Source organism: Thermaurantimonas sp., assembly GCF_046299575.1.
Lineage (GTDB): Bacteria > Bacteroidota > Bacteroidia > Flavobacteriales > Schleiferiaceae > Thermaurantimonas.
This window is the reverse complement of record NZ_JBKBHX010000006.1, coordinates 184,238-196,732: the sequence shown is the minus strand read 5'-3', so window position 1 is coordinate 196,732 and position 12,495 is coordinate 184,238. Positions and strand designations below refer to the sequence as shown.

13 protein-coding genes and 1 pseudogene are annotated in these 12,495 nt (G+C 33.6%); all 14 read left to right on the top strand.

All coding sequences use genetic code 11. From position 1 onward, the window contains the following. Positions 1–405 (top strand): hypothetical protein (locus tag ACK4EX_RS09395; RefSeq protein WP_409772123.1); only part of this gene is annotated, 405 nt, incomplete at its 5' end. Between the two features lie 203 nt (positions 406–608). Then, the gene (gene merTP / locus ACK4EX_RS09390) at positions 609–1,208 is read left to right on the top strand and encodes a mercuric transport protein MerTP (RefSeq protein ID WP_409772121.1); all 600 of its coding nucleotides are present in this window, start codon (positions 609–611) and stop codon (positions 1,206–1,208) included. After that, positions 1,205–1,414: pseudogene (locus ACK4EX_RS09385) on the top strand (GDCCVxC domain-containing (seleno)protein). The gene merTP and the pseudogene ACK4EX_RS09385 overlap by 4 nt, the downstream one beginning before the upstream one ends. A gap of 196 nt (positions 1,415–1,610) precedes the next feature. Continuing rightward, a complete protein-coding gene (locus ACK4EX_RS09380; RefSeq protein ID WP_409772119.1) occupies positions 1,611–2,735 on the top strand; it encodes a family 16 glycosylhydrolase in 1,125 nt (374 codons plus the stop codon). A gap of 28 nt (positions 2,736–2,763) precedes the next feature. Continuing rightward, entirely contained in the window at positions 2,764–3,648 is an 885-nt protein-coding gene (locus ACK4EX_RS09375; protein WP_409772117.1) for a tail fiber domain-containing protein, read from the top strand. Between the two features lie 180 nt (positions 3,649–3,828). Then, positions 3,829–5,301 carry a hypothetical protein gene (locus ACK4EX_RS09370; protein ID WP_409772115.1) on the top strand — a complete coding sequence of 491 codons (1,473 nt, stop codon included), beginning with the start codon at positions 3,829–3,831 and terminating at the stop codon, positions 5,299–5,301. Positions 5,302–5,925: 624 nt separating this feature from the next. Beyond that, the gene (locus tag ACK4EX_RS09365; RefSeq protein ID WP_409772113.1) at positions 5,926–6,177 is read left to right on the top strand and encodes a hypothetical protein; all 252 of its coding nucleotides are present in this window, start codon (positions 5,926–5,928) and stop codon (positions 6,175–6,177) included. 508 nt (positions 6,178–6,685) lie between these two features. Continuing rightward, on the top strand, positions 6,686–7,207 hold the full coding sequence (locus ACK4EX_RS09360; RefSeq protein ID WP_409772111.1) for a hypothetical protein: 522 nt from the start codon (positions 6,686–6,688) through the stop codon (positions 7,205–7,207). Positions 7,208–7,420: 213 nt separating this feature from the next. After that, positions 7,421–7,666: a hypothetical protein gene (locus ACK4EX_RS09355; protein ID WP_245966077.1), complete on the top strand. Its 246-nt coding sequence runs from the start codon at positions 7,421–7,423 to the stop codon at positions 7,664–7,666. 167 nt (positions 7,667–7,833) lie between these two features. Next, a complete protein-coding gene (locus tag ACK4EX_RS09350) occupies positions 7,834–8,352 on the top strand; it encodes a DUF4357 domain-containing protein (RefSeq protein WP_245966078.1) in 519 nt (172 codons plus the stop codon). A 261-nt stretch (positions 8,353–8,613) separates the two neighbouring features. Next, positions 8,614–9,438, top strand: coding sequence for an oxidoreductase (locus ACK4EX_RS09345; protein WP_409772109.1), 825 nt, complete (start codon positions 8,614–8,616; stop codon positions 9,436–9,438). Between the two features lie 2 nt (positions 9,439–9,440). Further along, positions 9,441–10,349 (top strand): helix-turn-helix domain-containing protein, encoded by a 909-nt coding sequence (locus ACK4EX_RS09340; protein ID WP_409772107.1) that lies wholly within the window; start codon positions 9,441–9,443, stop codon positions 10,347–10,349. Between the two features lie 297 nt (positions 10,350–10,646). Next, on the top strand, positions 10,647–11,186 hold the full coding sequence (locus ACK4EX_RS09335) for a dihydrofolate reductase family protein (RefSeq protein ID WP_409772104.1): 540 nt from the start codon (positions 10,647–10,649) through the stop codon (positions 11,184–11,186). Positions 11,187–11,868: 682 nt separating this feature from the next. Continuing rightward, a complete protein-coding gene (locus ACK4EX_RS09330; RefSeq protein ID WP_409772101.1) occupies positions 11,869–12,246 on the top strand; it encodes a hypothetical protein in 378 nt (125 codons plus the stop codon). The last annotated feature ends 249 nt before the right edge of the window (positions 12,247–12,495 follow it).

The window sequence follows — 12,495 nt, the reverse complement described above, 5'->3', positions numbered from 1 at the left end:
ATTTTAGGAATAGGTGACTTCCGAATGGGGTATTCAGGATGGATAGACAATTATGGTGTTAATGAAAATTTTAATGTGGCAGAACGGTACAGTGTTCTAAGTGGAGGGTTTGTTGGTTCATTAAAATCTCGTCAAAACCCACTTGACTTTTTAGACTTAGAAATGACCTTTTCCTATTGGAGATTGAACAGTCAAAGTTCATTTGTAAATGGCACAAGCAAATTTCCCAAAGCAGAATCCAGACTTTCACTCATGTTTTATCCGCATTATTCGAAAGTTTTTGACAATGTAAAATTCAGCATTGGACCATTTGCAAACATTGATTTGGCAGAATTTAATGAAACAGGAAAGCCTTTTGACTTAGCATTAATTGGTCTTAGACTCGGTTTTGGAATAGGTTTCTAGTCCCAAAAACGAAAGGAAGCACAGGCTATAACAGCAGTTTTGCGTCAGGCGGGGTTTCGTACTTCGTTTGACGCATTTTTGCATATATTTAAGTTTGATTCTTCGTATAAAAATTAGTGCTAAAAATCCCGCCCGAACGCAAAGCTGCCAACCGTTATGCGGCAGCTTAAAAGACAACAACCAACGACATTGACAGTAAGAAAATGAAATCAGATAATAAACTTGCAGGACTTGGACTTTTGACAGCAATTTCGGCATCACTATGCTGCATTACACCTGTTTTGGCTCTGTTGGCTGGAACAAGTGGACTTGCTTCTACTTTCTCTTGGCTTGACCCATTCAGACCATATTTAATTGGCTTGACAGTTTTGGTTCTTGCGTTTGCTTGGTATCAAAAACTGAAACCTCAAAAACAAATTGACTGCTGCGACACAACTGAAAAAACACCATTCATACAGACAAAGAAATTTTTAGGCATAGTGACAATTTTTGCAGGACTTATGCTTGCGTTTCCAATGTATGCCAGTGTTTTCTTTCCAAAGACAACTAACCAAACCATTGTTACAGACAAATCAAACATTCAGACAGCAGAATTTACAATAAACGGAATGACTTGTTCAGGTTGTGAAGTACACGTCAACCACGAAGTAAACAAACTGACAGGAATTGTTAAGACGACTGTTTCATACGAAAACGGAAACGCAATCATTGAATTTGACCAGACACAAACCAACATTGACGAAATAGAAAAAGCCATTGAAAAGACGGGCTATTCCGTAACCGACAAGAAAGAGATAAAATGAACATAATATTACAATCGACAATCACTTGCCCTGAATGCGGACATAAGAAAGAAGAAACTATGCCGATAGACGCTTGCTAATATTTTTACGAGTGTGAAAAATGCAAGAAAGTATTAAAGCCAAAACAGGGTGACTGCTGTGTTTATTGTAGTTACGGGACTATAAAATGTCCACCAATACAAGCCGGGACAAATTGCTGTAAATGACAATGAAACGACTGAAAGAAACAGAAAGCCGACCGCATAACAGCCGTTTGCCACAATGGGGGCTGACGTGGTTAAATCAAGTGCAGTGCTTCTATCAAAGTTTGTGTTTGGTTAACAGTGTAGTACTCCGGAATCCTGTACTGTGCCAAACGGCCAAACGTCAGCAAACATGGGAAGAAGCATACTACATTTCAATATGAAGAAATTACACCAAACGCTTATCAGATTAAGTAAAGCTTTTAAGTATGACCCATCAATCCATTTACCAATACATTTTGTCAAAATGAGAGCAACAATTTCGTTGTGTTTTCTAACTTTCATTTCGCTTTCCGGATATACTCAGAATCCGGGCAATGATAAGAGCTGGATACTTGATAATTCTGTTTCAGATGATTTTAGTGGAATAACAATTGACCAAGCAAAATGGGACTATCATCCTCCTTGGAGTACCTGCCATGGTGAATCATGCCTGACTACTGATTCTAGTAATAGAAAAGTCGAAAATGGAGTTTTAAAACTAATAGTTCGAAAACAAACGTGTACATGCATTGATTGGGATGGAACAACTCATAATAAAAACTACACATCTGGTGCGATTTTTTCAAAAAGTACTTTTAAATATGGTTATTTTGAGATAAGATGCAGGATTCCTGAACTTAAAAATTCTTACTTCACAGGGAAAGGTTTTGGCCCAAATTTTTGGATGTGGCCGAGTTTAGATTGGAAGTCGACCTATCCTTCTGTGGAATGGAGTGAGATTGATATTTATGAATTTGATGCGGAGACCAATTTACATACTTGTAATGTTCATTACAAAGATACTTCTATGTTATATAAATGGGAATTGAGAAGTTATCCTGACCCTTATGATTTTACAGTGGATTTCAGTTCTTATCATACTTTTGGTTGCGAATGGACTCCATCGTATATTAACTTCTACATCGATGACAAATTAATTCACTCGACAAACACGCCATATGCTGAAAATCTAATTCCTATGAATATATGGGTTGATATTAATGTACCTGCAACAAATTTCAATAAGAATTTTGTTCCAAACTCTTTATTCCCATATACATACGAAATAGATTATGTTAGAATATATAATTTACAAATGGATTGTAACACAGTTGTTAACCAGTCCAATATTAACTTTTCTACCTTTAATTATGCAGTTAAAAAGTCCATTACAATTAGCAATTCAACGATACCTTTCTATAATAAAGTTACATTAAGAGCTACCGATTTTGTTCAAATCAACGGAGAATTTACCGTACCATTAGGAAGTGAATTTGCAATTGTACCAACTCCTTGTTTTTAAATATTGTATAAATTAAAAAATAATAGTCATGAAAAACGCAGCTATTACCTTATTACTAACTTTTTTTACATTAAATGCAGGATTTTCACAACTAAAAGTGACTAGTGAAGGAAGTGTATCTATTAATTCCTATGCTCCAAATTGGGGAAGAGCACTAAGAACTACTGTACATTATCCACAAACTTGTGCTTATCATTTGACTTATTTAAACAAAGATAGGTTTTATGTTTGCGCTGAGGGATGGCTTTGGGTAGAGAAAGGAGGTTATTTTGGCTCTGACTTAAAAATAAAGCAAAATGTTAAAAAGATTAGTTCCCCATTATCTACTGTATTTAAGTTAAACGGCATCCAATTTACCTTTATTGATGAGGAAAATTCATTGAAATCTACATCATCAAATACTTCTTATTATCGCTTAGGTTTGATTGCCCAAGAGGTAGAACAAGTGCTTCCGGGAATTGTTAAAACCATGCCAGATGGTTCAAAGGCCATTGCATATACCGATTTAATAGCTTTAGTAATTGAAGCAATTAAAGAACAACAACTTTATATTAGTAATCTAAAAAATGAAATTCAAGAACTCAAGGAACAAATTGCGTCGAACAAAACTCAGTCAGCAAATATTGCGAAGGGTTTACCACAAATTGTAAACAGTCCATTAGTATTTCAAAACAAACCCAATCCTTTCAATCAATCAACTGAAATAAACTATTTTTTACCGGATACTGTAAAATCTGCACACATCTTTATCTATGATGTAAATGGTGCACAACTTAAAAAAATTCCCATTGAAAATAAAGGAGAAGGTTCTGTAATACTCCATGGGGCTGAATTAAAGGCTGGTATGTATCATTACGTTTTAATCGTCAATGGTCAAATAGTTGACTCAAAGAAGATGATTCTGACAGATTAAGTTTTGGAATGAATGTATAGGCAGGTGCAATAACCTGTTCTTCTTTTTAAATTTGTTTTGTTTAAAATTACGTGTATGATTATCCAATATTTTTCAACTTTCTTTGAAAGTAAATATCTTTTTTACGTTACTTTACTGATAAATGTACTTCTCCTTTTTTCTACAAAGTTTTATCCATCAATGGATGGTCCTGCTCACCTTTATAATGCCAATATTCTTTTACACTTACTAAGAGGTAATGATTTTTTAAGTGAGTTTTATTCCATAAATAACTTACCCATACCAAATTGGATAAGTCACATTATTCTGTTAATCTTTCAAAGTTTTCTACCTTCCTGGATGGCAGAGAAGATTCTTTTAATTATTTACGTATCTGGTATGGCTTTATCATTCAGATATTTGATAAAAGTGCTAAATCCAAAAAATATTTCTTTAAGCATTCTAATCTTTCCGTTTATCTACTCATTCTTATTTCATCTTGGTTTTTACAATTTTAGTCTTTCGTTTATATTATTTTTTTCAACCCTGGGATATTGGATTCATAGTTTTAACTCAAAAAATAAATATAAATATTTCATTCTCTTCTTACTGATTACAATGACCTATTTTTCCAATCTTTTAATATTTGGATTTTTGGGGTTAACCATGGGACTATATGTTCTGTATTTTTCTGTAAAAAAATATTTGGACGACCATGATATGCTCAGCGCATTGCGGTTTTGCAGCAGGAATTTATTAATATTGTTACTTATTTCACTGCCTGGATTAATATTCTTTTTAATATTTTATGTAAACGTACAGTTTTATCCTTCAGAGGAGGCATATTCTGTAAAAGAATTGATTAAATGGATAAATGATGCAAGACCATTCATAGTATTTGATTATGCCGACGAAGAAATTATAACGGAACAATTTCTTCACGTTTTATTGCTGCTTTTAGGCACCAGTTTTCTGCTAAACAATGAGGAAAAATCGAATTACAACAACATTGAAAAAGCTAATGTAATAGCAATACCTTTATTACTCTCTATCTTCCTCTATTTCGTTACTCCAAATGGTTCAAGTGCCGGGATGATGTCTGACAGATATTGTCTGATTTTATATATGCTGGGACTTGTTTGGGTAGTTTCCAGGTCAGTTGCTACAAAGTTTAATGGCATACTCATTTTTAGCATCCTAATTTTACATTTTGGTCTACTTTTTAAACATTTAAATGACACAATTAAAAAGCTTGATGCAAATGCAATTGCCATAAACATGGCTGATGAATACATTTCCGAAAATAGCATTGTCTTGCCGGTTAATCTTTCTGATCATTGGTTGGAAACTCATTTTTCTAACTATTTAGGAGTTGACAAGCCGATGGTAATCTTGGAAAATTACGAAGCAAGTGTGAACTGGTTTCCAATCAAATGGAATTCCGAAAAAATTCCGAATATTCTCCTGAAGGACAAAAATTCAATTTCTGAGATACAGTGGATAAACAACATAAATTCCACATCAACCAAACAAATAGATTACGTCTTATTGTATGGAAACCTGAATAAAATAAATGATCCGAAATGGAGTGATTTAAAAGAACAATTATCAGCAGGCTTTAAAGTAAAGTACATTTCCGAAAATCATTATGTGGCACTTTACGAGAAAATATAATATTATCTTCATTTTGCTTTTCATCTTTGCACCTTGTAATTTTCCACACACTTCAACACTAAAAATACATAAAGCCGCCGGAAAATGGACTTTATTTCCACTCTATCGACACAGTATAAACTGCTAATATGATTGGAGAATAAACCCCATTTGCTAATATGCTGTCATAGGTCTTTAACGGATTTGTGATGTATATTTAAATGTACCAGCTTGCATCAAAAACAGTTGAAAAAGAAGGACAAGCAACGGTTGTATTCGTTACAATTAAACCCAGAGAAGATTTGTGGTTACTTTTTCACCTGGGACTAGTAAAAAAAACTTATACTCAATGGGGTAGGTTACGATTATCAAGACCTGCATGAATATCAAAAGTACGTTGTGCGATTAATCATAAAATATAAAAATAAAGCACAGACCATGATTCGTAATGCGGAATCTGTAATTGACGAATGTTACGTTTATCAAATTTTACCCGACACTTTTGACAACGACGTTTTTCAAGGTTATGATAAAATACATATCTCATGAGACCAGATAAAACAAGTTATATAGAAAGACAACTGGAAAACTGCATTATAAAATCAAAAAGGCGTTTACCTGATTACCGACAAGTCAAATGGCAAAATGCATGTTGGCCCGGCTTATGGAGAAAATAGGATTTTAGGACGTTGGAGAGCATATATTGCAACCGGACACGGTGGAAACGTTGGACTTACAAAACTATCCTTTGACCATATAAAACAATATTTCAAATACTCAATCCTCGACATTTACAAACCAACAACCGATGACCAAATCATAATTGACAGAGAAAATGGGTGGAAAGAAATATTGCAAGCAGACAAATTGGATACAATGAAAGCTAACGGGCGATAAAGGACCACTCGCTGTAATTAGGCTTCTGCGTCCGTAAAATACAGAGCAAAATTTTTATTATCTTGCATCTACAAGCTTTCATTTTCTTGATTATTTATAATTCAGTTTTAAATTAGCACACAGATATAAAAATCTAATTTTAAAAGCATATCCATTAAAAAATTGATATAAACAAAATAGTTTTGCGCATAAAAACTAAGTACAGAGTACTAGAAAAAGACAAATAACAAAATAAATGTGAAAGACATTAAGAAGAATTAGAACTCATAGAAAAGCAAAGCAGACAATTAATAGCCTCTATGACAATGATTCCTATTGTTTAATAATTCACTATTCCTGTGAAAATTTCTATAATACTAAAGATGGTAAGACACCAAGAGTAACTTCAATAGCAGTCAGATATTTAAATTCTGCACAGACAAAATCATTTTCAATCCATAAAGTAGCGGAACTTAATCAAATTCCAATTCACGAAATCAATCAAAACTATGACCAACTGGAAAAAGAAATGCTTAACGAATTTTACGAGTTTGTAGAAGAACATAAACATTATAAATGGATACATTGGAATATGAGAAACATCAACTATGGATTTGAAGCATTGGAACAAAGAGCAAAAATTTTTGGAGTAAAAACATTTGATATTAAAGTCGAGAACAAATTTGACCTAGCAAGATTACTTATTGACAAATATGGAGAGAATTATTCATCACACCCAAGACTTAATTCAATAATGCAAATGAACAAAATCAGTCCCAAACATTGGCTAAATGGTGACGAAGAAGCTACTGCTTTCGAAAATATGGAATATGTTAAATTGCATCAATCGACATTAGCGAAAGTTGATGTACTTGAGAACATCTTAAAATTAACGGCAGAAGAAAGTTTAAAAACGAAGTCTAAGTTAAAGGACATATATGGCATTAGTCCACAAGGACTTTTCGAACTTGCTAAAGACAATTGGCTCTACAGCATAATTTTAATAATATTATCAGCTCTACTAGGTGCATTTTTTGGAAAACTAATATGACGACAACTTAAAACATATTAAGAAAAGAATTGCAATCCACCTACAGCCATTTGCTAAATGTAAAGTTACAGTTCTTTGGTAGATGGGTTTTTAATATAATATATTTGTTCAAGGTTAATCCAAATAATCGGTAGTATTTTAAAGCTCTCCCTACGCCAACCCGCAAATCGTTAGCTGAAAGTATAAACAACAAGACCAGACAAAATAAAAAGAATGACAACATTTGGAAAAAGCATTAGAATTTACCTTAAAGACGGGACTGTAACCGGGATTAAGTTTGGAGAAGTAGTAAATCAAACTATCCAATCTATTTCTTGCCCTAGACTTCGTATCTCAGAACTTAATGAATATAATGAAGCTAAAAGACCAGGAGTATATTTCCTATTCGGACAAGACGAAGATACGGGCGACCCAAAGCTTATATTGGAGAGGCAGAAAATGTTTATGACAGACTTCTAAATCACGTAGCAAACAAAGAGTTTTGGAATGAAGTAATTCTATTCGTCAGCAAGGACGAAAATCTGACTAAATCACATGTTAAATATTTAGAAAGCCGGCTAATTCAAATAGCCTTTTCGACAAGAAGATATAAAATTGACAACAACAATCAATCACAACTTTCTTCTTTGCCTCCTGCTGACCGAGACGCAATGGAAGAATTTTTAATCTACATCAAGTTACTAATTGGTGTTTTAGGACATAAGCTTTTAGAAGATGTCACTACTTCAAGTAAAAAAAATGACGAACACAATACATTTACTGCAACAACCCAAGACAATCAAGTTGTTTCAATGACACGTAATTTAGAACTATTCCTATCTGTTTCAGGACTTAAAGCATCGGCTTTGCAGACTGACGAAGGTATTGTGGTTTTAGAAGGCTCAGAAGCAGCAAAAGACATTAAACCAAGTTTGCATAGAGGTTACAGAGAACTTAGAGAGAAATTAATAAAAAATGAAACTCTTGTTTTGGAAGGTAACAAATATGTATTTAAGAAAAATACACTTTTTGACACAGCAACACCTGCTGCAGCAGTAATCGTAGGTTATAGTATTACCGGACCACAGACTTGGAAAAACAAAGATGAAAAATCATTAAAAGACATTGAACAAGAACTACTAAAAAAACAGAACAGCAGCCACTAACCTCCGTTTTACCCCACCCGGCGGGTGACGTGGTTAATTAAACATTCCATCCCGCATCAACATTTGAGCTGTATTGACAGTTTTTTACTCCGAAATCCGCCACTGCGCCAAGCGCCAAAACGTTAGCAGCAATACTTTGGAAAATGTTAAAATAATTGTCTGTAAAAAGTATTCGAAAATCCATGATTTGTATTATCACCTTTGCCCATCGTTGTGTCACATTTGCAAATGTAAACCTTGTTTATTTAATGGAGGATCAGTATGAAGAAAACAGTTTTGATAACCGGTGCCTCTTCTGGCATTGGCGAAATAACAGCTATCTTGTTAGCTGAAATGGGATACAAAGTTTATGGGGCAGCTCGTAGTATCGATAAAATGAAACCTTTAGAATCCAAAGGGGTAAGCATAGTATACCTAGATTTAACAAACGAAGAGTCTATTGTAAGCTGTGTAGAAACTATCATTAGTAAAGAAGGGCGTATTGATATTCTTATCAACAATGCAGGGTATGGTTCTTATGGAGCAATCGAAGATGTCCCAATTGAGGAAGCTCGCAGACAATTTGAGGTAAATCTTTTTGGTCTGGCACGTCTTACGCAACTTGTTCTGCCAAATATGAGACAACATAAATCTGGACGTATAATCAATGTTTCAACAATCGGTGGAAAAGTATACTCCCCCTTTGGAGGCTGGTATCATGCATCTAAACATGCTCTAGAAGGTTTATCTGATTGTTTGAGAGTTGAAACAAAACCATTCGGAATTGATGTGGTCATTATTGAACCCGGAGGAATCAAAACTCCTTGGGGGACTATAGCAGCAGAAAATTTAAAAAAGACATCAGGCAATGGTGCGTATGCTAATTTTGTTAATAGAGTCTATAATTTTATGATTAAATCATATGCTGAAGGTAAAACTCTTACTGAGCCCAAAGTAATAGCAGAGTTAATTGTAAAAGCCGCGACGACAGCAAAACCAAAAACACGATATGTAGCGGGGTATATGGCTAAACTTGCACTTTTTATGCGTAAATGGTTAAGCGACAAAATGTTTGATAAAATTATTACTTCTATGTATAAAGAGTAGCTATGAAAGCCATCATTAATCTTGATAGCATTGGTGAAATTAAAAAATTAGATACATCCATTAATATCAAGCATCCGCTTATTGCTATTGTTGATTTCAGTAAAATTGATGTATATATTGAAGAGGGAGCGCGTATTAGTTTTGATTTTTATGCAGTAATTTGTAAAAACTATTGTAACTATTCTTTACGATATGGACGGCAGACAATTGACTTCCAAGAAGGTTCACTAATTTGCCTTGCTCCTCGACAAATTATAACAGTTGAGAGCGTCATTGAAAGAGAAGAAAATATGTCGGGGTGGGGATTATTTTTCCATACCGATCTTATTCGAGGAACTCATTTAACAGACAAAATAAAAATATATACTTTTTTTCATTATGAAATTTCTGAGGCGCTTCATCTTTCAGAAAAAGAAAAGAATATACTCTATGATTGTATAAAGAGGATTAATAATGAACTTGAAGAAAACATTGACTCATTCAGTCAAGATATAATTGTGACAAATATAGAGTTGCTCTTAAATTACATAGCAAGATTCTATGGGCGACAATTCATTACACGAAAGAGCAGAAATAAGGATATTATCTCAAAATTGGAATCGTTATTGCATACATACATTAATTCAGAGCTAATAGAAAAATATGGTCCACCAAGTGTAAAATATCTAGCTGAGAATGTACATCTATCGACAAACTATCTTAGCGACTTACTAAAAAAAGAAACAGGAATGAGCGCCATAGAATATATCAACTTTTTTATCATTGAAGAAGCAAAAAATAGGTTGCTAATATCAAACGAATCAATTTCTGACATCGCTTATTCCTTAGGATTTGAATATCCTCAGTATTTTGCAAGGATTTTTAAAAGAAAAACCGGAATGACTCCAACAGAGTTTAGATCAAAAAATTGATGCTCTAAACATACTTGTCATACAAATAAGAAATAATAAGGTCTGTGCCTATTATTGCACAATTAGCAGCATAGCTATCAGACTACTTCGATTACATTGACGAAGTAACATAAAAGACGCTGAAAGACTGTCCCCCATGGGAACTTTTTACGAAGCGACAAATTAACTTTCTACTTTCGTTCTTTTATTTCAGTTCAGTCAAGGGGGACAGTAATTCAGGTCTAAAAGGACTTGTTAAAGGACTAACAATTATCCGACAGCATTACAACTAACGACTAAAATAATTTTGAATTATAGATGAGTAAGAATAGACAAATAATTCTTTACATCGCAATGAGTTTGGACGGCTACATCGCCAAACCAAATGACGACTTGAGTTTTCTTTCAATAGTTCAGAAAGAAGGAGAAGATTACGGTTATACAGACTTTGTTTCAACTGTGGACACCGTTATACTCGGAAGAAAAACGTATGATTGGGTAATGAAAGAAGTCGGAGAGTTTCCGCACGCTGACAAAAACGCATACATCATTACAAGGACATCAAGACCGACAATCGGCAAGACAACTTTTTACTCAGGCGATTTGACCAAATTAGTAAGAAAATTAAAAGGTGAAAAAGGTAAAAATGTTTTTTGTGACGGTGGAGCAGAAATAGTAAACGAACTTTTAAAAAATAACTTGTTGGACGAAATAATAATTTCGGTTATTCCAATATTAGTTGGTAACGGAACAAGACTATTTAAAGACAATAGACCTGAACAAAAACTGAAACTTGTAAACGTAAAAACATTTGACACCGGACTAACTCAACTTCATTACAAACGTGCAGACAACTAACGACAAGGCGGACGAAAGACAAGAAGCCCAGCTGCTAACAGCGGTTTGCCGCAAGCGGGGTTGCAGTGCTTTGGTTGGCAGTTTTTTCGTATAATTGAAGTGCGATTTTCCAAATGAGCGGTAGTGCTGAAAAGCCCCGCCTGTGGCAAGCCGCCAAACGTTGGCAGTCAGTTTAAATAGACACACAAATGGAAACAAAACAAAATAAATTCTGAACTAACAAATTATTAGGCAAGACACTAACAATGAATATTTGTATTTACATAGTTTCCTTTTTAGTTATACTATCAAAGTATTTTGATTGCTACACCACTTCCATTCAGATAAACTCAATTTCACAAGAGAGAAATCCGATTGCAAGAAGAATTATGAAACGATTTGGTATTCATACAACAATTTGGGGAATATTTATTCTATCAGTTATAATTGTATCAGTATCGGTTTGGCTATTATTTATTTATTACGACACGACATTTTATAAAATGTTATTTATTATAATTGGTCTCTTAATTTCAATATCTCAATTTGCCGTAGCACATACAAACAAAACCAAGCAACTAAATATTTTTACGAAATTACTTTTGAAAGTATATTTAAAAAATTGATTTTAACAGTGATAATATGACCAAAAAACTATGTTTATTTTTTCGGAATCACAAAAGTTATTTGTGGGTATAATTCTTTGAGCAAAGAAAACTTAAAGAAACGGCTTCAACATATTGGGTTTGAAGGAATAGATAAAAATCCAATACTTTCAAAATTAGGTGAAAAAAGTTTATATGCTAAAAATGAAGATGGTATTATTACCGGTGAAACTAGTTCTTCATATCCAATAGAAAACATTTTAATAGTTCCATTTCGATACGAATGGTGTATAGACATTAGAAAAGATATTAATTTGAAACATCTTGAAGACGTTATCGAAGTAAATGAAAAATACATTAAGGCAGACAGGATAGTCTTTCCATTAATGAAATTAAAAGCTGCAACTATGGAAGGCAGAAATATGCTTGGCATAGGTGGTGGATTTGACAGCATACCTTTACTTAACTTTGATTAAGACGGAAAATCAAATGAATTTATACCAGGGAGCAGTAGGAAGGATAGAGAAAAACGATTTGCTGATAAATGGTGTTGTTTTGGACATTATTATTTGTTTCTTATTAAAAAGGCATTGAATAATAAAGGGTATTTTTCATTGGAGGGTACAACAAATGATTTAAGTAATTTAAGAAATGAAATGTTTAGGAATAAATTTGGAACAAGGCTAATGATTGACGCAGACGAAGGAATGTGAAAAACTTAACCA

What these genes read in the sequence shown, in the direction of transcription:
- merTP (WP_409772121.1), top strand. Translation starts at nt 609, where the DNA reads ATGAAATCAGATAATAAACTTGCAGGACTTGGACTTTTGACAGCAATT.
- ACK4EX_RS09380 (WP_409772119.1), top strand. Translation starts at nt 1,611, where the DNA reads ATGAAGAAATTACACCAAACGCTTATCAGATTAAGTAAAGCTTTTAAG.
- ACK4EX_RS09375 (WP_409772117.1), top strand. Translation starts at nt 2,764, where the DNA reads ATGAAAAACGCAGCTATTACCTTATTACTAACTTTTTTTACATTAAAT.
- ACK4EX_RS09370 (WP_409772115.1), top strand. Translation starts at nt 3,829, where the DNA reads ATGGATGGTCCTGCTCACCTTTATAATGCCAATATTCTTTTACACTTA.
- ACK4EX_RS09365 (WP_409772113.1), top strand. Translation starts at nt 5,926, where the DNA reads ATGCATGTTGGCCCGGCTTATGGAGAAAATAGGATTTTAGGACGTTGG.
- ACK4EX_RS09360 (WP_409772111.1), top strand. Translation starts at nt 6,686, where the DNA reads ATGCTTAACGAATTTTACGAGTTTGTAGAAGAACATAAACATTATAAA.
- ACK4EX_RS09355 (WP_245966077.1), top strand. Translation starts at nt 7,421, where the DNA reads ATGACAACATTTGGAAAAAGCATTAGAATTTACCTTAAAGACGGGACT.
- ACK4EX_RS09345 (WP_409772109.1), top strand. Translation starts at nt 8,614, where the DNA reads ATGAAGAAAACAGTTTTGATAACCGGTGCCTCTTCTGGCATTGGCGAA.
- ACK4EX_RS09340 (WP_409772107.1), top strand. Translation starts at nt 9,441, where the DNA reads ATGAAAGCCATCATTAATCTTGATAGCATTGGTGAAATTAAAAAATTA.
- ACK4EX_RS09335 (WP_409772104.1), top strand. Translation starts at nt 10,647, where the DNA reads ATGAGTAAGAATAGACAAATAATTCTTTACATCGCAATGAGTTTGGAC.